Origin of the sequence: Nonomuraea ferruginea, from assembly GCF_039540635.1 — a bacterium.
Classification (GTDB): Bacteria; Actinomycetota; Actinomycetes; order Streptosporangiales; family Streptosporangiaceae; genus Nonomuraea; species Nonomuraea ferruginea.
The window spans coordinates 127028-149107 of record NZ_BAABFD010000002.1 but is presented as its reverse complement, the minus strand read 5'-3'; the positions used below and the strand labels follow the sequence as shown (position 1 = coordinate 149107).

Genomic DNA, 22080 nt, shown 5'->3' with positions numbered 1-22080 from the left:
CTCTTTTCATCAGGAACCCTGCCTGATAATTTACTACCCATGAGACATCCCCATCATCGCGCCATCGCCGCTGCCTTCGCCTTGCACGGAGCGGTCACGGGCAGCCTGGTCACCCGCACGCCGTGGATCCAGGACAACCTCGGCCTGGAGCCCGCCATGCTCGGGCTGGCCCTGCTCTGCCCGCCGGTCGGGGCGTTCCTGACGATGCCCACGACCGGCCGGTTAGCCCACCACTTCGGCGCGCGGACCGTGCTGCGGGTGCTGCTCCCGCTCAACTGCGCGGCGCTGGTGCTGCCCGCGTTCGCGCCCGGGTTCGGCTGGCTGTGCCTGGTGATGTTCCTGCTCGGCGCCACCGCCGGCGCCGTCGACGTGGTCATGAACGCGCAGGGCGTCGAGGTGGAGCGGCGGGTCGGCCGTTCGGTGATGGCGGGTCTGCACGGCATGTGGAGCGTCGGCAACTTCGCCGGGGCCGGCGTCGGCGTGGCGGCCGCGCACGCCGGGCTCGACGCCCGCGCCCACCACGTCATGGTGGCCGCACTGCTGATGGCCGCCACCGTACCGGCGCTCCGGGGGGTTCCCGGCGGGCGGCCCGCCTCGGGCGGGCACGCGCCGCCGCACTTCGCCCTCCCGTCGAAGGCCGTGTTCGTCATCGGCCTGGTCGGGGTGTGCGCCGCGGTGGTCGAACTGTCCAGCATGCAGTGGGCCGCCGTCTACACCATCGCGGTCACCGGTTCGAGCGAGGCCGTGGGCGCCGTCGCGTACGCGGTCTTCGCCGGTTTCATGGTGCTCGCCCGGTTCCGCGCGGACGCGGTCATCGGCAGGTTCGGCCCGGTCCGTACCGTGCGGTGGGCCGCCGTGCTGGCCACACTCGGCACAGTGGTGATCGCGGCCGGGCGCGTCCCGGCCGTCACCGTCACGGGGTTCGCGCTGTTCGGGGTGGGCATGGCGGTCGTCATCCCGCTCGTGTTCGCCGCCGCAGGCAACGCGGGCAAGGACACGGCCACCGGCGTGGCCGGGGCCGCCACGATGACGTACCTGGCCGGGCTGGCCGCGCCGGGGGCGACCGGCTGGCTGGCGGACGCCGCGTCCTTCCCCGCCGTGTTCTGGGTGTTCGCCGCACTCACCGCCGTGATGGGCCTGCTGGCCGGCGCGTTGCGGCCGGCGGCGGCGTCGCGGCCCGTGCCGGTGCCGGCGGGGGAGCGGTGAGCTATGGGCGGCGTGACCTGGCGGCCTCCAGGCCGTCGAGGACCAGGGCGAGCCCCGTCTCGAACGCCTGGCTCGACTTGCGCTCCAGATAGGCGACGGGCTCCTCGCCCGGCCGCGGCGGCCCGGCCTCGACCCGCGACAGCATCGGATAGCGGCCGGCGAAGCCGGGTGCGACCTCCGCCAGGATCGCGCCCCTGGCCCGCCACCACTCCTCGTCGGACACGCCCGTCTCGGCCCCGGCCCGCCGGGTCTCGGCCACGGTGGCGGCCGACCCGCGGACGAAGTCGGTGAGCAGCGACACGGCGCCGCGCAGCACCTCCGGCGGCAGGCCGGTCTCGTGCAGGATCCCCGCCAGCGACTCCAGCAGCGTGAACTCGTTCGGCCCGAGCACCGGCCGGGCCTGCGAGAGCCGCAACGCCCACGGGTGGCGCAGGTAGAAGGCACGCACCTCGCGGGCCCACGCCGACACCGCCGCCCGCCAGCCGTCCGACAGGTCGTAGGCCGCGGGCAACGCGGCCAGCGCCCGGTCGTACATGAGGTCGACGAGTTCGCCCTTGCCCGGCACGTACGTGTAGAGCGCCATGCCGCTGCGGCCCAGCCGCTCGCCGACCCGCCGCATGGACACTGCGGCCATGCCCTCGGCGTCGGCGATGGCGATGGCGGCGTCGACGATCTCGTCGACGCTCAGCCCGGGCTTGGGGCCGGGACGGGCCTCCTGGGCGGGCCCGGCCCGCCACAGCAGCGCCATCGACCGGCGTGGATCACCTTGCCCGGCGTAGACGACCAACGTGCGGCTCCTCGGGGATCTCTCTACGCGTCGAGGATATCCGCGACAAGCGCCGGCGCCGGCACGGAAGATCCGTGCCGGCGCCGGTCGTCATTATCAGGAGCCCGTATCAGTCCTCGCCGAATGGCTCGAAGCCGTGGTCGTGGTGGAAGCCCCAGAACCGCTTGCACACCTCGACGTCACGCGTGCCGAGCGCGACGTCGTCGCCGTGCGTCTTGATCCAGGCGCCGTCGTACTCCGCGTCGAACGTGCACGGCGGGTACGAGACGGTGGCAGCGGCCGGAACGGCCATGGCGGTAGCGAAGGCGGCCGAAGCGAACAGCAGGCCACCCGCGGCGATGAGCGAAGTTTTCATGATCTCCCCTTGATCACGAAGTGGTATCGATCCGTCACTATACGTAGCCAAGTTGGCTTCGGAGGAAACGCCACGCCAGACATGAGAACTCATTACAGGCCGGGCAGATCCCCGCTCGGCGGCCTGAAGCACGCCACGCCGCCGAATCACGGCGAGTGACGGCACCGGACCCCAGGACGTCGTCTTCGGGATCCGGTCAGGTCGCCGGAGTCAGGTGGCCGGCGACCAGGGTGACGAAGTCGTCGGGGGTGATGACGGTGATGCCGAGGGACTCCGCCTTGGCCCGCTTGGAGCCCGCCTTCTCGCCCGCCACCAGCAGGCTGGTCCTGGCCGAGACGCTCGACGACGACTTGCCGCCCGCCCGCTCGATCAGCTCGTTCATCTGGTTGCGCGTCAGGGCCGCCAGCTCGCCTGTCATGGCGCCCGTGACCACCACGGTCTTGCCCGTGAGGGGAAGCTCGGCAGTCTCGCCGGCCGGGGCCGGCCCGGCGGGGTCCGGAGCCTGGCCAGGCTCGGTCATGTTGACCCCAGCGGCGGCCAGCTTGGCGATCAGCGGGCGAAGCTCGGCCAGCTCGGCGACCAGGAGCGTGGCCTTCTCCGGCCCCATGCCCTCCACCTGCTGCACGGCCTCGGCGTCGGCGGCGAGGATCGCGTCCATCGTGCGGAAGTGGCGGGCGATGCGGCGTGACATCGACCGGCCCGTGCCGCGCACGCCCAGCGCGCAGAACACCCTGCTCAGCGGCCTGGCGCGGGCCTGGTCGAGGGCGGCCAGCAGCTTGTCGGCGCTGGTCTCGCCCATCCGGTCGAGCCCGAGTATCTGGTCGCGGGTCAGCGTGAACAGGTCGGCGAAGTCGATGATCAGGCCCGCGTCGAGCAGCTGGACGATGCGGTTCTCCGCGAGCGTCTCGATGTCGAGCTGGTCGCGCCCCGCCGCGTAGAGGATGGACGCCAGTGCGCGGCAGGCGCGGCCCCGCACGCACCGCCAGCGCTCCTGCGACCGGTCGATCTCGCCCGCGCAGTTGGGGCACGACTCGGGGAAGACGATCTCCGTCTCCTCGCCCGTGCGCAGGTGGACCACCGGCGCCTCGATCCGGGGGATGACGTCGCCCGCCTTGTGGACCATGACCTGGTCGCCCAGCCTGAGGCCGCGGCGGGCGATGTCGGCGGGGTTGTGGAGGGTGGCGTAGGTGACGGTGCTGCCGTCGAGCTCGACCGGCTCCAGCACGCCCCGGGGCGCGATGACGCCGGTGCGGCCGACGCCCCACTCGACCCCGACCAGCTTGGTGATCTTCTCGGTGGCGGGCAGCTTGTAGGCGGTCGCCCAGCGCGGCGCGCGCGTGCCGAAACCCGCCGCCGCCTGGTCGGCGGCGCTGTCGGCCTTGATCACGATGCCGTCGATGCCGAACGGCAGCGTCGCCCGCGCCGCCGCCACCTCGCCGATGCGCTCCTGGATGCGCTCCACCGTCGTCGCCACGATGCCTGCCACCGGGGTCGCCGCCGTCGTGGCCACGCCCAGCTCGGCCACCAGCTCCATGATCTCGCTGTGCGGCAGCTCGCGCAGGCTCGCCGCCAGCTCGGAGTCGTCATCGGGCGGCAGCGGCAGCGCGCTGTAGCCGAAGAACGTCAGCTCGCACACGTAGGGCCGGTCCTTGGCGCGCAGCGTGCCGGCGGCGGCGCTGCGCGGGTTGGCGAAGGTCGTGCCGTCGTGCGCCTGCCGCTTGGCGCACGCGGCCTCGAACTGCTCGGCCGTCATCAGCACCTCGCCGCGGATCTCCACGGTGACCGGCCTGGACAGCCGCCGCGGCAGCCCGGTGACGGCGCCGATGTTGTGGGAGACGTCCTCACCGGCCGCGCCGTCGCCGCGGGTGACGAGCTGCACGAGCCCGCCCCGGTGGTAGCGCGCCGACACGGCCAGGCCGTCGAGCTTGGGCTCCACGCTGAAGGCCGCCACCGGGCGGCCCAGCCGCCGCTCCAGCCCGGCCACCCACTTGGCGAGCTGCTCGGCGGAGAACACGTTGTCGAGGCTGAGCATCGGCACCGTGTGGGGCACGTCGCCGGTCACCGCGCCGCCGGCCACCTTGCCGGTGGGGGAGTGGGGGAGCACCTCGCCGGGGTGGGCGGCCTCGTAGGCCTGGATGCCGCGGAACAACCGGTCGTAGTCGTCGTCGTCGAGCTCCGACTCGCCGGTGCCGTAATAGGCGGCGTTGGCGTCGAGGGCCCGCCGCACGGCCTCGGCATAGGCGGCCCGGTCGGCCAGGACGGTGTGGGGCGCGGTGTCGGTCATGAGCTTCATCCTTCCAACCGGCACCGACATTTTCGTCTCTCCGACCAGCGGCTCAGCGGCCGCGGCGGCCCCTCCCACCGGAGCCGGAGAGAGGGGCCGCGTCGCCGCCGCTCGCGCGGCGATCTCATCATGCAGGATGAAACGGCCGGAGTTCCGACCCGAAGGGGGCCGCATGGCGGGTGTCAAGGACGTCGGGGATCTCATGCACCGGACCTTCTTCCGGACGCTCTCCCTGCTGGGCTCCCGCGGCCAGGGAGCCCTCCTGCGCCGCTACTTCGACTGGTGGCACCGCAACCCCGACCCCTGGCACATGGGCACGGACGCGTACGAGCAGGCCAAGTACGCGGCCACCCTCGCGCAGATCCCCGACCGCCCGTACGGGCGGATCCTGGAGGTCGGGTGCAGCGAGGGCGTCTTCACGAAGCTGCTGACCGAGGCCTATCCCGACGCCGACATCACCGGGCTCGACATCTCGGAGCGGGCGCTGTCCAGGGCGGCCGAGCGGGTGGAGAAGGCGTCCGGCCGGACCAGGCTGCTGGCCGCCGACATCCTCACCTTCACCTCCGAGCACCGCTACGACCTGGTGTTCTGCGCGGAGACGCTCTACTACCTGGGCCGCCGCGACCGGCTGAAGCGGGCCAGCGAGCAGCTGGCCGGGCTGCTCGGTCCCGGCGGCGTGCTGGTGCTGGTGCATCCGTGGCCGGAGGCGAGGCGGCTGCACCGCTTCGTGCACGCGAGCCCGCTGTCCCAGGTGAGCGAGCGGGTGGAGACCACGGCGCACCGGCCGTTCTCGGTGTGCGTCTATCAGGCGCGGCCGACCGGCTCGACCGGCGCCGCCTGAACCTCCGGCGCCCGCGTCACCCGCGCCAGCGCCACCGTGCCCAGGGCAGCGAGGCCGAGGGCCGCGCCGATCCAGCCGATCGACCCGTACCCGAACCCCGCCGCCAGCGCCAGCCCGCCCAGCCAGGGGCCCACGGTGATGCCGGTGTTGAAGGCCGCCACGTTCACCGCCGCCGCCAGCGCCGGCGCGCCCGCGGCCAGCGCGAACACGCGGGTGTTGAGCGCCGGGTTGACGGCGAAGCCGAACCCGCCCAGCAGGAACGCCAGCGGCACCACCGCCCACGCCGCCTCCGCGCCCAGCGCGATCCCGGCCGACACCAGTGTCACTCCGGACAGTCCGGTGAACAGCAGGGCGAACGGCCGGGAGTCGGCCACCCGGCCGCCGAGCGTGATCCCGATCAGCGAGCCCAGCCCGTACAGGGCGAGCACGCCCGCGACCCAGGCCGGCGCCAGGCCCGTGGTGTCGACGAGCAGCGCGGCGAGGTAGGCGAAGACGACCAGCAGGGCGGCGGTGGAGACGGCGGTGGTGGCGCAGGCAAGCCACACCTGCGGCCGGGCGAGCGCGCGCACCTGGGCGCGCAGCGGCAGTTCCCCGCCCGCCGGCGGCTCCGGGCGGGCGGCCGGGACGGTGGCGAGCACGCCGGCCGCGGCGAGCGCCGACAGCGCGGCCACGGCCCAGAAGACGGCACGCCAGCCCAGGCTCTGCCCCACGAGGGTGCCCGCCGGCAGGCCGACCAGGGTCGCCACGGTGAGCCCGCCCGCCACCACGCTCATCGCCCGCCCCCGGGCGCTGACCGGCACCAGGCCGATCGCCGTCACGGCCGCCACCGCCCAGAATCCGGCGTACACGAAAGCCCCCGCCACGCGGGTCGCGAGCAGCACCCCATAGGAGGAGGTCAGCGCCCCCACCACGTGGGTGACGGCGAACACCGCCATGAACGCCAGCAGCGCGTCGCGGCGCGGCCAGCGCAGGGTCAGCACGGCCAGCACCGGGGCGCCCACCAGCATCCCCAGCGCGAACCCGGAGATCAGCAGGCCCGCCTCCGGCACGGACACGCCCAGGTCGGCGGCCATCTCCGGCAGCAGCCCGGCGAGCATCAGCTCCGACGTCCCCTGGGCGAAGATGGCCACGCCCAGGATGTAGACGGCCAGCGGCACAATGATCACTCCAATTTTAGATAGATCAGTACAAAACAAGGGCGGGAAAAGCTCAGAAGGCCCGCAGCGCGGTCGTGGCGATCGCCTCCAGCGCCGCCCGGTCGCCGCCGCCGCGAGCGGCCACCCGCATGCCGCCGACCGTGGCCATGAGGAAGTGCGCGAGCGCGCAGGGATCCCGGTCGGGGCCCAGCTCGCCCTCTGCGCGCGCCGCCGCGAAGGCGTCACGCAGCCTGGCCACCCGCTCCTCCTGGTGGCGCCTGGCCGGCTCGGCCAGCTCGGGGTCGCGTGGCCCCAGCTCCACCAGGGTGTTGACCACCATGCAGCCCGGCGGCTCGCCCTCGGGGCTGTCGACCGCGTACCACAGCAGGGTGCGCACCTTCTCCCTGATCGGCAGCTCGCTGTCCAGCAGCTCCGCCAGCTCGGCGTCCTTGCGCTCCATGTAGCGCCGCAGCGCCTTCAGGAAAAGCTCGCGCTTGCTCTCGAACGCGTTGTAGACGCTGCTGCGGCCCAGCCCGGTCGCCGCGCACAGGTCCTGTGTCGAGGTCGCCTCGTAGCCGGACTCCCAGAACGCCCGCATGGCCGCCTCGACGGCCTGCTCCTCCTCGAACGTCCTCGGTCGTGCCATGTCCCGTACGGTAGCGTTTTGGACTGATCTGTGCAATACGGGAATCCGCCATACGAGTCGGCGGGCGGCCCCATGGTCGCGGCACCCGCGCCCGCCTAGCGTGAGAACACATGATCACCCTTGACCGGCTCACCAAGCGGTACGGCGAGCGCACCGCCGTCGACGGCCTCACCCTCCAGGTGAAGCCCGGCGCCGTCACCGGCTTCCTCGGCCCGAACGGCGCGGGCAAGTCCACCACGATGCGCATGATCCTCGGCCTCGACCGGCCCACCTCCGGCACCGCGCTCGTCGGCGGCACCCCGTACCACCGGCTGGACAGGCCGCTGCGCACGGTCGGCGCGCTGCTCGACGCCCGCGCCGCGCACCCCGGACGCAGCGGCAGGGCTCACCTGCTGGCCCTGGCCCGCGCCAACGGCATCCCCGCCGCGCGCGTCACGCGGGTGCTCGAACGGGTCGGGCTGGCCACGGTGGCCGGCAAGCGGGCCGGCACGTACTCGCTGGGCATGAGCCAGCGCCTGGGGATAGCGGCGGCGCTGCTCGGCGACCCCGAGGTGCTGATGTTCGACGAGCCCGTCAACGGGCTGGACCCGGACGGGGTGCGCTGGGTACGCGAGCTGATGCGGTCGCTCGCCGCCGAGGGCCGCACCGTGTTCGTCTCCAGCCACCTGATGAGCGAGATGCAGCTCACCGCCGACCACCTCGTGGTGATCGGCAAGGGACGACTGCTCGCGGACGCGCCGCTGTCGCGGCTGCTGGCGGCCACCGAGGTGCTGGTCCGCAGCCCGCACGCGGGCGACCTGGCGGACCGCCTGACCGCCGCCGGCCTGACGGCCGTCCGGCGCGGCGAGAACGAGCTGGTCGTGACCGGCGCGACCGTGGAACGGGTCGGCGACCTCGCCCACGAGGCGGGCGTGCGGCTGCACGGGCTGAGCCCTCGCGAACCCTCGCTGGAACAGGCCTTCCAGGAGCTCACGGCCGGCAGCGTTGAATACGGGGTGACCCGATGAGAGACGCGATGGCGGCCGAATGGGTCAAACTCCGGTCGATCCGCTCCACCTGGCTCTGCCTGGCCGCGGGCGTCGTGGTCAGCGTGCTCGGCGCGATCACGCTGGGCGGCGCGGCGGCGATGGAGAGCGAGCACGTCCAGGCGACCGAGCCCGTCGTGTCGGTGATCCTGTTCTCCCAGTACGCGGCCATCGCGCTGGCCGTGCTGGCCGTCACCACCGAGTACGCCTCCGGCACCATCAGGCCCACCCTGCAGGCCGTGCCGGTGCGCGGGCGGATGCTCGCGGCCAAGGCGCTCGTGGTGGCGCCCGTGCTGTTCGCCGCCGGAGTGCTGACCGGGGCGGCCGCCGCGCTGGCCACCTACCTGGTGCTGCTCGCGCCGGTGTTCCGCTCGGCGCCCGCGCTCGCGCCCGCCGAGACCGCGGCCGACCTGCTGCGGCTCGGCGTCTTCCACGCGCTGGTCGGGGTGCTGGCGGTGGGGGTGAGCGCGGCGCTGCGCGGCTCGGCGGGGTCGCTCGCGGCGCTGTTCATGGCGACGCTCGGGCTGCCGCTGCTGCTGGTGATGACGGGCGTCCCCGCCGCGGTGGAGGTGTCGCTGCGGCTGCCGACGTTCGCCGGGATGGCGTTCCTGGGAAGCACCGACAACCTCACCGGCGGGCCGCTCCCTTACCCGCCGGGCGAGGGCCTGGCCTGGCTCGCCGCCTGGACCGCGCTGGCCGTGGCCGCGGGCTACGCGGTGCTGCGCCGGCGCGACGCCTAGACTGCGCAGCCGTGGACGTCATGCTGCGCAGGCTCGCCGGGGTGCTGACCGGGGCGGTCACCGGGGGAGCCGGGCTGCTGCTCCTCGCGCTGGCCTGGCCCGCCCGCGCCCGCTGGGCCCCGCGGCTGGTGGCGCTGGAACGCGCCCGGCTGCGGGCCCTGCTCGGGTACGACGCCGAGGCCGGCGCGGCGGGCACCGGCTATCTCGCGGCCCGCGCGGCCACCGGCCTGGCCGGCGGCTACCTGACACTGGCGCTCGGCTTCGTCGGCGCGCTGTTCCTGGGCGGCGCCGGATGGGCCGTGGTGACCGGGTCGGCCACCCCGGTGGTGCTGCGCTTCCCCGGCATCAACCTCACCACCGACAGCCTGATCATCGGCCTGGTCTGCGCCGCCGTCCTGCTGGCCCTGGCCGCGCTCTGCTGCTGGGGGACGGTGGCCGCCGAGCGCCGTCTGGCCGCCCGCTTCCTCGGCCCCGGAGTCCAGGAACAGATGAGGCGGCGCATCGCCGAGCTGACCACGACCCGGTCCGGCATCGTCCGCGCCGTCGACGACGAGCGGCGCCGCATCGAGCGCGACCTGCACGACGGCGTGCAGCAGCGCGGCGTCGCCCTGGCCATGCTGCTCGGCCGCGCCCGCCACAGCCCCGCCGACGCCCCGGCCCTGGTCGACCAGGCCTACGCCGAGTCCCGCCGGCTGCTCGACGAGCTGCGCAGCGTCGCCTGGCGCGTCTACCCGACCGCGCTCGACGAGCTGGGACTGCGCGCCGCGCTGGCCGGTGTGGCCGAGCGCTCGCCCGTACCCGTGACCGTGCACTACGGGCTCGGCGACCGGCCGGCGCCGCAGGTGGAGACCGCGCTCTACTTCGTCGCCCGGGAGGCGATCACCAACGCGGTCAAGCACGCCCGCGCTCGTGACATCCTGGTCGTGCTCGGCGAGGACGGGAAGGCGGTGCGCGTGGACATCTCCGACGACGGCCAGGGCGGGGCCGACCCCTCCGGCGGCGGCCTGTCCGGGCTGGCCCGCCGGGTGCTCGCCCTCGACGGCACGTTCGAGGTGGCGAGCCCCGCGGGCGGCGGCACCCGGGTGACCGCGGTTCTGCCCAAGGAGGGGGCGTGCGGCTGATCCTGGCTGACGACGCCGTGCTGCTGCGCGAAGGGCTGGCCCGCCTGCTCCAGGACGCCGGCCACGAGGTCGTGGCCGCGGTCGGCGACGCGCCCGCCCTGGTCGAGGCCGTCGCCGCCGACCGGCCCGACGTGGCCGTGGTCGACGTGCGCATGCCGCCGACCCACACCGACGACGGCCTGCGCGCTGCGCTGCGCATCCGCGAGAGCTGGCCCGAGGTGGGCGTGCTGGTGCTGTCGCAGTACGTCGACAAGACCTACGCCGCCCAGCTGCTCGCCGGGTCCGGCGACCGGCTGGGCTACCTGCTCAAGGACCGGGTGTCGGAGGTGGCCGAGTTCCTCGACTCGCTGGAACGGGTGCACGCCGGCGGCACCGTCATCGACCCCGAGGTGGTCCGCCAGCTCCTGGCCCGCACCAGCCGCGCCGACCCGCTGCGCCGGCTCACCGGCCGCGAGCGCGAGGTCCTGCACCGCCTGGCACAGGGCTACGCCAACGGGGCGATCGCCGAAGGCCTGCACGTATCATTGAGCACGGTCGAGAAACATATCCAAGCCATCTTCGACAAGCTGGAGCTGCCGGCCACCCCCGCCTACAGCCGGAGGGTGCTGGCGATCCTGCGCTATCTGGACGACTGACCCGGGGGCGACGACGCGCGTGCACGAACTGAAAGCCGACTGCGCGAGCTGCTCCGGGCTGTGCTGCGTGGCGCTGCCCTTCTCCCGCTCCGCCGACTTCGCCGTCGACAAGGCGGCCGGCGAGCCGTGCCGCAACCTCCGCGACGACTTCCGCTGCGGCATCCACCGCGACCTGCGCCGCGAGGGCTTCCCCGGCTGCGTGGCCTACGACTGCTTCGGCGCCGGCCAGAAGGTCACCCAGGTCGTGTACGAGGGTCGCGACTGGCGGCGGCGGCCCGGGTCCGCCCGTGAGATGTTCGCCGTCTTCCCCGTGGTGCGGCAGCTCCACGAGCTGCTGTGGTACCTCACCGAGGCGCTCGCGCTCCCCGCCGCCCGCCCCCTGCACGCCGACCTGCGCGCGCTCCTGGACGAGACCGGGCGGCTCACCCGCGCCACCCCGGAGGAGATCCTCGCCGCCGACGTGGCCGCCTGCCGCGAGCGGGTCAACCCGCTGCTGCTGCGCGCCAGCGAGCTGGCCCGGGCCGGGCTGCGCGGCAAGAAGCGCAGGGGCGCCGACCTCATGGGCGCCAACCTCAAGGGCGCCGACCTGCGTGGCGCCGACCTGCGCGGCGCCTACCTCATCGGCGCCCAGCTCAAGGGCGCCGACCTGCGGCAGGCCGACCTGATCGGGGCCGACCTGCGCGCCGCCGACCTCAGCGGCGCCGACCTCACCGGCAGCCTCTTCCTCACCCGGTCCCAGATCGGCTCCGCCCAGGGCGACACCGCCACCAGGCTGCCGCCCGCCCTCGACCGTCCCGCCCACTGGAGCGGCCGATAACCGGTTGACCCACCGGGTTCCGGCACCCTGTTCGCCCGGGCGCGGGCGGACGAGGTGGAGGCCGAGTTCCTGGCGCGACGGTCAGGCGTCCAGCCGGTAGAAGCGGAAGAAGTCGTGCTCCACCGGCAGCACGGTGCAGCGGCCGAAGCCGGCGGCGGCCGCGTGCTCCCGCACCGCGCCCGCGCGGATCACCGTGCCGGTCGCGGCCGTCGGCCGGTCCACGAGCTGGGTGGGCAGGCAGTGCGTGACGCTCCACCCGTACATCAGGCGCTCCACCTGGTCGCCCGGCGCGGTGAACGTGTCCGCCACCCGCTCGTCGCCGACCAGGACCGCGCCGCCGCGGGCGAGGGCGTCGCGCATCGCGCGCAGCGCCTCCACCGGCTGCGCCATGTCGTGCAGCGCCTCCAGGATGACGACCAGGTCGTACGGGCCGGTCTCGGGCAGCCGGGCCACGTCGGCATGCAGCACTCTGATCCGGCCGTCGAGCCCGGCCTCAGCGGCGTTGGCCCGCGCGTCGGCGACGGAGGCGTCGTCCAGGTCCACGCCGTCCACCCGGGCGTTCGGGAACGCGCGGGCCAGCGCGAGCGTGGACCAGCCCTGGCCGCAGCCGACGTCGGCGATGCGCGGGCGGGGCGCCGCGTGCAGCCGCTCGACCACGTCGGGCATGGCCTGAAGCCACTCGCCGGTCAGGTCGTGGGTGAACGCGGGCCGGTTGATGTGGCCCTGCCCGTGCCGGAACGCGCGCCCGTACGAGGAGTAGGGGACGCCCGTGCCGGTGCGGTACGCGTGCGCGACCAGGTCCAGCACGCCGCCGATGCCGGCCAGCAGATGCCCGAACGGGGCGACGTACGCCGGGTCGTCGGCGTGCACCAGCACGCGGGCGTGCTCGGGCGGCAGGGCGAAACGGCGCTCGCCGCCGGGCGGCTCCTCCACGTCCAGCAGCCCGGCCACGGCCTGCTGCTCCAGCCACTCGCGGGCGTACCGGGGCGCGATGCCGGCGTCGTGGGCGAGCTCGACCGGCGTGAGCGGGCCCTGCTCGTGCAGCACCCGGTACAGGCCCAGTTCGGTGCCCAGATAGACCGAATAGAGCTCCAGGGCGCCGACGGTGCCCTCGAACAACCGGTCCACCAGCCGGTCGGTGCGGTCGGTGTCCAGGCTCAGGTCGGTGGTCATCGCAGGTCTCGCTTTCTCCAGTGAACGATCGCGAGATCAGGATCGGTCCCTCTGATCTGGGAAAACAGGGAAAAGTACGTGTATCAGGCGAGTTCCTTCCCTGACGGCTCCCGTGTTCTCCAGGTTAGGACGAGTGTGTTCGGGACTTGCTCGGGGGCGGGCGCCTGCGTCACCGGCCGCATGGAGCTGTTCATGTCTACGTCGTGGCCGTGGGCGGTCGCTCGCTGGAACCGGAAAGACGGCTGATGCTCCAGGTTGCTCCGCTTTTGCGGGAGCGTCTCCCGTTATGCTCCCGGCATGGATGTGCTGTCGGACGCGGTCACGGCCGCGCGGGTGGGCCGCCCGCACTCCAGCCGCCTCGTTGGGAAGGTGCCCTTCGCCGCGGACTTCCCAGCGGGGGAGGGCTGCGCCGGGTTCCACGTCGTGCTGCAGGGCTCGTGCCTGCTGCTGCCCCGCGAGGCGGATCCGGTGCCGCTCGCGGTGGGCGACGTGGTGTTCCTGCCCACGGCCGCCGCACACGGGCTGGCCTCCGCCCCCGCCGCGCCGCCCGGCGGGACCGTCGTCCTGCTGTGCGGCGGCTACCCGATGGACCAGGACCGGGTGCACCCGCTGCTCACCGAACTGCCCGAGATCGTCCACCTGCCCGCGAAGGTGGGCCGCGATCCGTCGCTGCAAGCGGTCGTCGAACTGCTCGCCCAGGAACTCGACCGGGCGCCGACCACCGAGGGCGACGCCCTGCCTCTGCTGTCCAGCCAGGCGCGGGGCGTCGACGGTGACGGCCTGCCGGTGCTGTCCGGCCAGGAGGATGGCCGGGTGCCTGCCCTCGGGGGTGGCGCGCCCGGTGGTGATGCCGCTCTGCCTGCGCTGCTCGACCTGTTGCTGCTCTACATCCTGCGGGCCTGGCTGGCCGAGCAGTCCGGCGGCTGGGCGGGGGCCCTGCGTGATCCCGCCGTGGACGCGGCCCTGCGCGCCGTCCACGGCGACCTGGCCAGGCCGTGGACCGTCGAGGCGCTGGGCAGGCAGGGCGGGCTCTCCAGGGCGGCGTTCGCCAGGAGGTTCGCCGCACTGGTGGGGCGGCCGCCGCTGGCCTATCTCACCTGGTGGCGCCTCACCAGCGCGGCCCGCCTGCTCCGCGACACCGACGAGCCGCTCACGGCCATCGCCGCCCAGGTCGGCTACGGCTCCGAGCACGCCCTCGCGCACGCGTTCAAGCGCGAGTACGGTCTCGCCCCCGGCGCCTACCGCCGCACCACCCCCTCACATAACCCAGTACGAACTTTCCGGGACGGAATTGGCTGGTCAGAGCAATAGGAGGGGCGTGCGGCGAGTGCCGACCGGGATCTGGCCGGTCATAGCCTGCGGCGGGTGCCAAGGGCGGGCTGGCCAGATCTTGCGGGGGTCCGGTACGGAAGTCTGAGGGCGGGCGCGGGTGAGTGTCCGGACGGGAGTGGCCGGTCACTCGTTCGCGATCGTCTATCTCTGAGAGAAGGCGTTCACGCCGGTGAGTTCCGCTGAGAGGTGCCACAGGCGGGCGGCCTCGTCGGGGTCCGTCGCGTGGGGGCGGACGCCCGGGCCCGGGGCGGTTCCGTCCGATTGGGGGGCGACGTCGCAGTCCTCCAGGTAGAGGCCGCCCAGGCCGTCGAGCCGAGGCGAGGTGGCCGCCCACACCTGGGTGGACGCCCCCTGCTCCGGGGTCTTGAAGCTGTCGGCGACCTGGTTGCCGTCCTCGTCGATCCAGCCGGCCGCCACCATCTCCGCCTTGGGCAGGTGCCGCTGGAGCGGGGTGAGGATGCCGCCCGGGTGCAGGGCGAAGGCGCGCACCCCGTACGGAGCCGCGAGCCTGTCCAGGTGGACGGCGAACAGCACGTTGGCGGTCTTGGCCTGCCCGTACGCCAGCCACTTCTCATAACCGGTGGTGAGATGCACGTCGTCCCAGCGGATGCCGGTCATGCGGTGGGCGTTCGACGACACGGACACCACCCGTCCGCCGCCGCGCCGGATCGCCGGCCAGAGCCGGTTGGCCAGCGCGTAGTGGCCCAGGTGGTTGGTGGCGAACTGCAGCTCCCAGCCGGGCCCGACCCGCGTCTCGGGGGCGGCCATCACCGCCGCGCTGTTGATCATGATGTGCACGTCCCGGCCGGAGCCGAGGAAGCGCTCGGCGAAGTCGCGTACGCTGCCGAGGTCGGCCAGGTCGAGCGCGTCCACCTCGACCCCGGCGACCCCGGCGACCGCCTCCGCGGCGTGCTCGGGCCGCCTGGCGGGCACCACGACCCGGGCGCCCGCCTCCGCGAGCGCCCGCGTGGTCTCCAGGCCGAGCCCCGAGTAGCCGCCCGTGACGATCGCCAGCTTCCCGGTCAGGTCGATGCCGCGCAGCACCTCGCGCGCGGTGCTGCGGGCGCCGAAGCCGGATCCGATGCTCTGTTGCGCTGTGGTCATGTCCGCGACGTTACGGAATGGAGCGCACTCCAGGTCAAGCCGGGGGCTCGTACGGCCGAGCCGTCCGAAGCCGCGCGCTGGGGGAGGGGAGTGGGTGTACGGGAGGTGCTGGGAAACGAGCCCGCACGACCTGCGGCGGGTGCGCCGCGGCGGCGTCACCGGTGCTGCCCGGGCGACACGGGTGCCGCCTACGTGGCGGGGGAGACGCGCACATCACTGGTTCGCGAGCGCAACCGGCCGCGGAAGTCAGGCCGTTCTGGGCACCAGTGACTCAGGTCAGCCGGCCCACGTGCGCGAGCGCCTGCTTGAGCAGCACACCCTGGCCACCCGTCATCTCCTGCTGCACCATCGGCGAGGCCGCCTCCTCCGGCGTGAACCACACGAGGTCGAGCGCGTCCTGCCGGGGGCGGCAGTCGCCGCGGACCGGCACGATGTAGGCCAGCGAGACGGCGTGCTGGCGCGGGTCGTGGTAGGGCGTCACGCCGGGCGTCGGGAAGTATTCGGCGACCGTGAACGGCACCGGCGACACGGGCAGGCTGGGCAGGGCGACCGGGCCGAGGTCCTTCTCCAGGTGACGCAGGAGGGCGTCGCGGACACGCTCGTGGTAGAGCACCCGCCCGGAGACCAGGGCCCTGCTGACGGTCCCGTCCGCGGCGATGCGGAGCAGCAGCCCGACGCGGGTCACGGCGCCCGTGTCGTCCACCCGCACCGGCACCGCGTCGACGTACAGGATCGGCATGCGGCCGCGCACCGACTCGAGCTCCTCGGGAGCGAGCCAGCCGGGCGAGGTCTCGGTTATCTCGGTCACCAGCTGATCGTACTGTCCGCCGGATCGTCGCCGGTCAGCGGGCGGACCCGCCAGATGTCGGGCACGACGCCCGCCCGCGCGCCGATCGGCGCATACCCTGGGAATCATGGAGGCACTGGCCGAACGGCTGTCGCAGCTGGACACGCAGGTCGAAGGCGCGCTCCGGGTCGTCATGTTCTACGACACGCTGATGCGCCGCCGGGTGGACCTGCCCGCGCTGGCCCGGGCCTCGGCCGGCCTGGCCGGGTGCGTGGCGGGCATCCGGCTCCACGGCACGGGACGGGTCATCCGCGTCGCGGACGACGGCATGCCGGCGCGCGGCCCGGTCGCCCCGGCGTCCAGTTCGGCGCCGATCACCCTCGACGACGAGGAGATCGGCACGGTCTGGCTGGAGCGCCCCGGCCCGCCGAAGTCGCTCGACGAGGTGGTGCTGGACCGGCTGGCCATCGCCGCCGCGACGGTCGTCGAGAAGTACGGCCCGGCCCGCACCACCATGGCCGATCCCGCGCTCGTCGAGCTGGTGATCAGCTCCGACAGCGACGAGGCGGCCAGGGCGCGGGCGCTGCGCCTGCTGGGCTTCGCCGCCGACCTGCCCGTCCGCGCCGTCGCCGTGCGGTCGCGGCTTCCGCTCGACCAGGTCGGCGGCCTGATCTGCCCGGCCCGCCCGGTGAAGGCCGCGCCCCTCGCCGACGTGGGCGTCATCCTGGCCACCACCGTCGACCTGGCCCGCTTCCCGGCGGGCGTGCGGGCGGGCGTCGGCACGGCCGAAAGCCCCGACCGGTCCTGGGCGCACGCCCGCACCGCCCTGCGCTTCGCCACGCCGCGCCGGCCGGTCGTCCACCACGACGACCTGGGCGCGCTGGCGCTCCTGGCCGAGATCCCCGCGGACTCCCTGCGCGGCAACCCCGACGTGGCCGCGATCACCCTCCTGGCCGGCAGTCCCGAGGACCTGGAGACGCTCGACGCCTACTGCGCCACCGGCTCCCTGCGCCAGGCCGCCGACCTTCTCCACCTGCACCACAGCAGCGTCGCGCGCCGCCTCGAAGCGCTCGGCAGGACTCTGGGCATCGAGCTCGGCGACCCCGCCGGGCTGACCCGGGCCAGGCTCGCCCTCACCGCGTGGCGGCTGCTCGACGGCTGAGTAGCGGGCGGCGACGCGGGAAGGACCGTTCCGTCATGGTGAGAGACGGTGTCTGGTGGCACGTGTACCCGCTCGGCTTCACCGGCGCGGAGCCCGCGGCTCCGCCGCCCGGCACGCCGGTGCGCCATCGCCTGCGACGGCTGGAGGGGTGGCTCGACTACGCCGCCGAGCTGGGCTGCTCGGTCCTGCAGCTCGGGCCGATCTTCGCGTCCGAGACGCACGGGTACGACACGCTGGACCATTTCCGCGTGGACCCGAGGCTCGGCGACGAGGCGGACTTCGACCGGCTGGTGCGCGCGGCCCGCGAGCGCGGCCTGCTGATCGTCCTGGACGGGGTGTTCAACCACGTGGGCCGGGGCCATCCGAAGTTCGGCGACCCGCGCTTCGCGCACTGGTTCGTGCCCGAAGGCGGCGGTCACGCCACGTTCGAGGGCCATTCCGGGCTCGTCACCCTCAACCACGACCACCCCGAGGTCCTCGACCACGTGGTCCGCGTCATGGACCACTGGCTGAGCCGCGGGGCGTCCGGATGGCGGCTGGACGCCGCGTACGCGATGCCCGCCGCTTTCTGGCGCGAGGCGCTCGCCCGGGTGCGCCCGCGCCACCCCGCGGCCTGGTTCGCCGGCGAGGTGATCCACGGCGACTACGCGGGCTACGTGGCGGAGAGCGGGCTGGACTCGGTCACCCAGTACGAGCTGTGGAAGGCGATCTGGAGCTCGCTGAACGACGGCAACTTCTACGAGCTGGCCTGGGCGGTGGACCGGCACGACGCCCTGCTGGAGTCGTTCGAGCCGCTCACGTTCGTCGGCAACCACGACGTGACCAGGCTGGCCACCCGCCTGGCCGATGAGCGCCACCTGGGCCACGCGCTCGCCGTGCTCTTCACCGTGGGCGGGGTCCCGAGCGTCTACTACGGCGACGAGCAGGGCTTCCGCGGGCTGAAGGAGGACCGGCCGGGCGGCGACGACGCCGTCAGGCCCGCCTTCCCCGCCGGTCCCGCGGAGCTCGATCCGGCGGGGTGGCCGGTCTACCGGCTGCACCAGCGGCTCATCGGGCTGCGACGCCGCCACCCGTGGCTGGCCCGGGCTCGCACGGCCGTGCCCCATCTGACCAACACGGCCGTGGCCCTGGAGAGCACGGGTGCAGGCAGGCTGCTCACCCTGCTGAACACCGGACCGGAGCCGTACCGGTTCCCCCTGGACACCTCAGGTCTCGCGGTCGCCGAGAGCTCGCACCCGGACGGCGCCGATCCCCTTCTCGTGTCCGCGCACGGCTGGACCGTCCTCACGGGCAGTGGCCGTACGTGTCCGCCCGGGCACCCTGGGTGGTCATCGGACATGCCTGACGGACCCTAGCCCCGCCGGAACGTTTCGGCGTAGCCGTGCAGCGCCTCGACCGCGGCCGCCACGCTCGCGCCCGGTGGCCGCACCACGAACGAGGTGACGCCGGCCTCCGCCAGGCGGCCCAGGTGGTCGCGGTGCTCCTCGGCGGAACCGCCGTCGATCATGTAGCGGTGCGCCGGCGTGCGCACCTGCACCTCGACGGCCCTGCCGGCCAGCTCACACACCTCCTCGACGTGCCGGGCGAGTTGCTCCACCGTGGTGATCGCCGCGGTGCGGGCGGTACGGGCGAGCTCCCCGTCCGTCATGAACGGGCTCCAGCCCTGGTTGCGAGCGGCCCGGCGGCGGGCCAGCGCGCTGTTGCCGCCGATCCAGATGGGCGGCCCGCCCGGCGTGAGCGGAGCCGGAAGGGCGGCCACGTCACGGCCTTCGAACAGCGGCCCCCTGTGGTCGAACGGCACGTTCCCCCACACGCCCCGCAGCACCTCGATCGACTCGTCGAAGCGGGCGTTGCGCCCGGCCATGTCCACGCCCATCGCCAGGAACTCCGAGCGCAGGTAACCGGCCCCGGCGACCACGGTCAGCCGCCCCTCGGACAGCAGGTCGACCGTGGTCAGGCTCTTGGCCAGCAGGAACGGGTTGTGGTACGGGAGCACGAGCAGATGGGTCATCAGCCGGATCCGCTCCGACACGGCGGCGCAGTAGCTCAGCGCGGCGATCGGGTCGAGGGCCTCGTGCCCGCCGGCGTCGAGCCACTTCTTCGACGGCGCCGGGTGCTCGGTGAACCCGACGGCGGCGAAACCCGCCTCCTCCGCCGCCCGCACGACGCGGCGCATCCCGCCGGGGCGGACGAGGGCGGGGTCGTAGCCGGGCGCGCTGATCGGGTACTCGACGGTGAACTTCACGGGGGCTCCTACGGGCTCCTGGTGGGGAGCTTGGCGCTCTGGTCAATCATTACATTGATACACCAAACAGTGGCGACATGTCGCGCTCCGGGATGGCGACCCTGTCGTGATCTACTTTGTAAAGGCGCTGGGCCGGAAGCAACCCCGATATCACAAACGTCAGAACAACACCATCCGCGACCAGTGCGCGAAGTTATTGAGAATTCTAGGTTTCCGCGACTTAGGGCATCAATTGCCGCACAGAACGTCATTGGGCCTCCCTGGTGCCGATGATTCTTCTTACGATCACATCGGCCAACACGATCTATGAAGGGATCGCGCATGACGATCGAGATCAGGAAGGTCGAAGAAGTCGAGACCACAGGTAACAGCAACAGCTGCTGAACTGTCGCGGGGCCCTCTTTGCGAGGGCCCCGCCTTCGTGCTTACGGGAGTCTTCTTCATGCCCAGGATTCAGGTGAATCCGGCTTTTCCCCTTTTCATTGATGATTTGCGTGAGCGGGTGCGGCTGGGGGATTTCCCGCCGACGGGCCTGGTCCTCGACCCGGCGGCGGCGCCGTTGCGCCGGCTGATCCGGCTGTGCGCCCGTGAGCCGGTGGAGCGGGCCGATCTGTACGCGCTGCTCGGCGAGGTGCCTCCGGCCGAGATCGACGCGGCCGTGGCGCGGCTGCTGGAGGCGCGCATCCTGGTCACCGCCGACGATCTCGACGCGCTGGCGGCCGATGCGGGGCTCTCCCGGTTCGCGCTCTTCCTGTCGATGTTCCGGCCGGCCGCCGAGGTGACGGCCGTGCTCGGCGAGCTGCGGCGTACGCATGTGGCGGTGCTCGGCGCGGGGGCGATCGGGGGCGCCGTCGCGCTGCAGCTGGCGACCAGCGGGGTGGGGCGGTTGACGCTGGTCGACGACGACCGGGTGGAGGCGAGCAATCTGCATCGCCAGTACCTGTACACGGCCGGGGACGTGGGTGAGCTCAAGACGGTGGCGGCGGCGCGGCGGTTGCGGGCGCACCGTCCCGGTGTGCGGGTGGACACCGTCGAGCGGCGCATCGGCGGGCCGCGGGACGTGGTGGTGGCCGCCGATCTGGTGGTCAGCACGGTGGACACGCCGCAGCCGCACATCGCGCGCTGGGTGAACCGGGCGTGTGTGGAGGCGGGGGTGCCGTTCGTGACGGGCGGGTTCAACCAGCACGTGGGGCTGGTGGGGCCGCTCGTCGTGCCCGGCAAGACGGGTTGCCTGTCGTGTCAGGAGCGTTCGCTGGCCGCCCGTTACGGCCGGACGGAGTTGCCCACCGGGGACAACCCGGGGCGGGTGATTCCGTCGTTCGGGCCGTTGTGCCAGATCGTGGCCGGGATGCTGGCCTCGGAGGTGCTCCGCTATCTGACGGGTGCGGGCACGCCGGCGGTGGAGGGCCGGAGCGTGTGGCTCGATCTGCTGACGTTGACGACCACGACGAGGGAGTTCCACCGGTATGACCGGTGCGGGGTCTGCGGGTGAACACCGATCTGTCGTTCCTGACGGTGGTGGCTGACGGGCCGGACGACTACGTGATCGGCAACGGGGAGACGTTCGTGCACGTGCCGGCGGTGGCGGCGGCGGTGGTGTCGGCGCTCGACGGCACGCGGACGGTGGCGCAGGCGCGCGAGCGGGTGCGGGCCGAGCGGGGGGTGGACGTGGACGTGGCCGCCTTCGTCGGCGGCTTGGCGGACGCGGGGTTGATGAGACGGCCGGAGCGGCGGCCGAACGTGTGGGACCGGATCCGGCCGCGGCAGGTGGCCTGGTTCTTCTCCCGTCCGGCCGACGTCGTGCTGGTGCTGCTCACGGGGTGTGCGGTGGCCGCCGCGGTGGCCGAGCCGAGGGTGCGGCCGGGGGTGTCGTCGCTGGTGTGGCCGGGCAGTCTGTCGTTCACGCTGGCGTTCGCGGCGGGGTCGTGGGCGCTGGTGCTGCTGCACGAGCTGGGGCATGTGGCCGCCGCGCGGTCGCTGGGCGTGCGGGCGGAGTTGTCGCTGGGTACGCGGTTGCAGTTCCTGGTGGTGCAGACGCGGATCACCGGGGTGTGGGGGGTGCCGCGGCGGGCGCGCTATCGCGCTCATCTGGCGGGGATGCGGGTGGACTGGGTGCTGATCTGCGGGTCGGCGTGCGTGCTGTACGTGACCGAGTCGGCGCCGGCGCGGCTGGTGATGGTGATCTGTCTGGCGCAGGTGGTCTGGCAGTTCCTGTTCTTCATGCGTACGGATGTGTACTACGTCTTCGCGAACGCGACGGGGAACAAGAATTTGATGGCGGACGCGCAGGCGTATCTGCGTGGGCGGGGTGGTGGGGCGCGGCGGAGTGTGCGGGTGTACGCGTGGTTCGTGGTTGTGGGGCGGGTGCTGGGGTTGGCGTTTTTCGCCCTTTATACGGTGCCGATCACGGTGGCGGTGGTTCGCCGGGCGATGGGGGAGTTGGCTTCGGGGGCATTGTGGGAACCGGTGGCCGCGCTGGTGGTGATCGCTGCGGGTTGGGTGCTTTATCTGGTGATTCTGGTCCGCCGTTTCTTGGGGTGGATGCGAAATTCGTCCTGACAGACTGTGAAAAGCACAGTTTTCAACTATGTCAGGAAAAAAATCAGGACGCTCGCTGTCGGCCGGCGCCCCGCGTGCGGCCGGCCGGCCCCCGCCCCGCGGATCCCTCGCGCGCCGGGGGGCGG

21 protein-coding genes are annotated in these 22080 nt (G+C 73.3%); 12 read left to right on the top strand and 9 right to left on the bottom strand.

The features are described from left to right. The first annotated feature begins 39 nt into the window (after positions 1-39). The gene (locus ABD999_RS03985) at positions 40-1206 is read left to right on the top strand and encodes an MFS transporter (RefSeq protein WP_345482569.1); all 1167 of its coding nucleotides are present in this window, start codon (positions 40-42) and stop codon (positions 1204-1206) included. A gap of 1 nt (position 1207) precedes the next feature. Here the strand turns inward: ABD999_RS03985 and ABD999_RS03980 are convergent, their stop codons facing one another. The 3 genes from ABD999_RS03980 to ligA form a co-directional block, all read right to left on the bottom strand. Next, a complete protein-coding gene (locus ABD999_RS03980) occupies positions 1208-1993 on the bottom strand; it encodes a TetR/AcrR family transcriptional regulator (protein ID WP_345482568.1) in 786 nt (261 codons plus the stop codon). 109 nt (positions 1994-2102) lie between these two features. After that, positions 2103-2348 carry a hypothetical protein gene (locus ABD999_RS03975; protein ID WP_148031904.1) on the bottom strand — a complete coding sequence of 82 codons (246 nt, stop codon included), beginning with the start codon at positions 2346-2348 and terminating at the stop codon, positions 2103-2105. Positions 2349-2544: 196 nt separating this feature from the next. Further along, the gene (gene ligA, locus ABD999_RS03970; RefSeq protein WP_271278295.1) at positions 2545-4632 is read right to left on the bottom strand and encodes an NAD-dependent DNA ligase LigA; all 2088 of its coding nucleotides are present in this window, start codon (positions 4630-4632) and stop codon (positions 2545-2547) included. 172 nt (positions 4633-4804) lie between these two features. Here ligA and ABD999_RS03965 point away from each other — a divergent pair, with 172 nt between their 5' ends. Then, the gene (locus ABD999_RS03965) at positions 4805-5473 is read left to right on the top strand and encodes a class I SAM-dependent methyltransferase (protein ID WP_271278294.1); all 669 of its coding nucleotides are present in this window, start codon (positions 4805-4807) and stop codon (positions 5471-5473) included. Here ABD999_RS03965 and ABD999_RS03960 read toward each other — a convergent pair. Both ABD999_RS03960 and ABD999_RS03955 read right to left on the bottom strand, forming a co-directional pair. Further along, positions 5437-6639, bottom strand: coding sequence for a Cmx/CmrA family chloramphenicol efflux MFS transporter (locus ABD999_RS03960; protein ID WP_271278293.1), 1203 nt, complete (start codon positions 6637-6639; stop codon positions 5437-5439). The genes ABD999_RS03965 and ABD999_RS03960 overlap by 37 nt on opposite strands. Positions 6640-6682: 43 nt before the next feature. Continuing rightward, positions 6683-7255 carry a TetR/AcrR family transcriptional regulator gene (locus tag ABD999_RS03955; protein WP_148031901.1) on the bottom strand — a complete coding sequence of 191 codons (573 nt, stop codon included), beginning with the start codon at positions 7253-7255 and terminating at the stop codon, positions 6683-6685. A 110-nt stretch (positions 7256-7365) separates the two neighbouring features. On the opposite strand from ABD999_RS03955, the gene ABD999_RS03950 reads away from it, so the two are divergent. From ABD999_RS03950 to ABD999_RS03930, 5 genes are read left to right on the top strand one after another with little or no spacing between them, the layout of a single operon-like run. Further along, the gene (locus ABD999_RS03950) at positions 7366-8262 is read left to right on the top strand and encodes an ABC transporter ATP-binding protein (RefSeq protein ID WP_271278292.1); all 897 of its coding nucleotides are present in this window, start codon (positions 7366-7368) and stop codon (positions 8260-8262) included. After that, entirely contained in the window at positions 8259-9020 is a 762-nt protein-coding gene (locus tag ABD999_RS03945; RefSeq protein ID WP_271278291.1) for an ABC transporter permease, read from the top strand. The genes ABD999_RS03950 and ABD999_RS03945 overlap by 4 nt, the downstream gene beginning before the upstream one ends. 20 nt (positions 9021-9040) lie before the next feature. After that, complete coding sequence (locus ABD999_RS03940) at positions 9041-10141, top strand: sensor histidine kinase (RefSeq protein WP_271278296.1); 1101 nt, start codon at positions 9041-9043, stop codon at positions 10139-10141. Continuing rightward, positions 10132-10776 (top strand): response regulator, encoded by a 645-nt coding sequence (locus tag ABD999_RS03935; RefSeq protein WP_271278290.1) that lies wholly within the window; start codon positions 10132-10134, stop codon positions 10774-10776. The genes ABD999_RS03940 and ABD999_RS03935 overlap by 10 nt, the downstream gene beginning before the upstream one ends. 19 nt (positions 10777-10795) lie before the next feature. After that, on the top strand, positions 10796-11593 hold the full coding sequence (locus ABD999_RS03930; protein ID WP_271278289.1) for a pentapeptide repeat-containing protein: 798 nt from the start codon (positions 10796-10798) through the stop codon (positions 11591-11593). Between the two features lie 81 nt (positions 11594-11674). Here the strand turns inward: ABD999_RS03930 and ABD999_RS03925 are convergent, their stop codons facing one another. Beyond that, positions 11675-12766 carry a class I SAM-dependent methyltransferase gene (locus ABD999_RS03925; protein WP_271278288.1) on the bottom strand — a complete coding sequence of 364 codons (1092 nt, stop codon included), beginning with the start codon at positions 12764-12766 and terminating at the stop codon, positions 11675-11677. A 297-nt stretch (positions 12767-13063) separates the two neighbouring features. Here ABD999_RS03925 and ABD999_RS03920 point away from each other — a divergent pair, with 297 nt between their 5' ends. Next, a complete protein-coding gene (locus tag ABD999_RS03920) occupies positions 13064-14077 on the top strand; it encodes an AraC family transcriptional regulator (protein WP_271278287.1) in 1014 nt (337 codons plus the stop codon). A gap of 162 nt (positions 14078-14239) precedes the next feature. Here the strand turns inward: ABD999_RS03920 and ABD999_RS03915 are convergent, their stop codons facing one another. Next, a complete protein-coding gene (locus ABD999_RS03915; protein WP_271278286.1) occupies positions 14240-15202 on the bottom strand; it encodes an SDR family NAD(P)-dependent oxidoreductase in 963 nt (320 codons plus the stop codon). A gap of 271 nt (positions 15203-15473) precedes the next feature. Beyond that, the gene (locus ABD999_RS03910) at positions 15474-16010 is read right to left on the bottom strand and encodes an NUDIX hydrolase family protein (protein WP_219545796.1); all 537 of its coding nucleotides are present in this window, start codon (positions 16008-16010) and stop codon (positions 15474-15476) included. Positions 16011-16116: 106 nt separating this feature from the next. Here ABD999_RS03910 and ABD999_RS03905 point away from each other — a divergent pair, with 106 nt between their 5' ends. Beyond that, positions 16117-17151, top strand: a complete 1035-nt coding sequence (locus ABD999_RS03905; protein ID WP_148031892.1) for a helix-turn-helix domain-containing protein — start codon at positions 16117-16119, stop codon at positions 17149-17151. A 35-nt stretch (positions 17152-17186) separates the two neighbouring features. Beyond that, a complete protein-coding gene (locus ABD999_RS03900) occupies positions 17187-18506 on the top strand; it encodes an alpha-amylase family protein (protein WP_271278285.1) in 1320 nt (439 codons plus the stop codon). Here ABD999_RS03900 and ABD999_RS03895 read toward each other — a convergent pair. Continuing rightward, a complete protein-coding gene (locus ABD999_RS03895) occupies positions 18503-19396 on the bottom strand; it encodes a TIGR03619 family F420-dependent LLM class oxidoreductase (protein ID WP_271278284.1) in 894 nt (297 codons plus the stop codon). The two genes, ABD999_RS03900 and ABD999_RS03895, sit on opposite strands and share 4 nt — an antisense overlap. 490 nt (positions 19397-19886) lie before the next feature. Here ABD999_RS03895 and ABD999_RS03890 point away from each other — a divergent pair, with 490 nt between their 5' ends. Both ABD999_RS03890 and ABD999_RS03885 read left to right on the top strand, forming a co-directional pair. Further along, the gene (locus tag ABD999_RS03890) at positions 19887-20888 is read left to right on the top strand and encodes a TOMM precursor leader peptide-binding protein (RefSeq protein ID WP_148031889.1); all 1002 of its coding nucleotides are present in this window, start codon (positions 19887-19889) and stop codon (positions 20886-20888) included. Continuing rightward, positions 20885-21955 carry a zinc metalloprotease gene (locus tag ABD999_RS03885; protein WP_271278283.1) on the top strand — a complete coding sequence of 357 codons (1071 nt, stop codon included), beginning with the start codon at positions 20885-20887 and terminating at the stop codon, positions 21953-21955. Before ABD999_RS03890 ends, ABD999_RS03885 begins: the two co-directional genes overlap by 4 nt. The last annotated feature ends 125 nt before the right edge of the window (positions 21956-22080 follow it).

Coding starts and splice junctions, on each gene's coding strand:
- ABD999_RS03925 (WP_271278288.1), bottom strand. CDS start 12,766: ATGACCACCGACCTGAGCCTGGACACCGACCGCACCGACCGGCTGGTG.
- ABD999_RS03950 (WP_271278292.1), top strand. CDS start 7,366: ATGATCACCCTTGACCGGCTCACCAAGCGGTACGGCGAGCGCACCGCC.
- ABD999_RS03975 (WP_148031904.1), bottom strand. CDS start 2,348: ATGAAAACTTCGCTCATCGCCGCGGGTGGCCTGCTGTTCGCTTCGGCC.
- ABD999_RS03945 (WP_271278291.1), top strand. CDS start 8,259: ATGAGAGACGCGATGGCGGCCGAATGGGTCAAACTCCGGTCGATCCGC.
- ABD999_RS03985 (WP_345482569.1), top strand. CDS start 40: ATGAGACATCCCCATCATCGCGCCATCGCCGCTGCCTTCGCCTTGCAC.
- ABD999_RS03900 (WP_271278285.1), top strand. CDS start 17,187: ATGGTGAGAGACGGTGTCTGGTGGCACGTGTACCCGCTCGGCTTCACC.
- ABD999_RS03940 (WP_271278296.1), top strand. CDS start 9,041: ATGCTGCGCAGGCTCGCCGGGGTGCTGACCGGGGCGGTCACCGGGGGA.
- ABD999_RS03965 (WP_271278294.1), top strand. CDS start 4,805: ATGGCGGGTGTCAAGGACGTCGGGGATCTCATGCACCGGACCTTCTTC.
- ABD999_RS03920 (WP_271278287.1), top strand. CDS start 13,064: ATGGATGTGCTGTCGGACGCGGTCACGGCCGCGCGGGTGGGCCGCCCG.
- ABD999_RS03905 (WP_148031892.1), top strand. CDS start 16,117: ATGGAGGCACTGGCCGAACGGCTGTCGCAGCTGGACACGCAGGTCGAA.
- ABD999_RS03955 (WP_148031901.1), bottom strand. CDS start 7,255: ATGGCACGACCGAGGACGTTCGAGGAGGAGCAGGCCGTCGAGGCGGCC.
- ligA (WP_271278295.1), bottom strand. CDS start 4,632: ATGACCGACACCGCGCCCCACACCGTCCTGGCCGACCGGGCCGCCTAT.
- ABD999_RS03915 (WP_271278286.1), bottom strand. CDS start 15,202: ATGACCACAGCGCAACAGAGCATCGGATCCGGCTTCGGCGCCCGCAGC.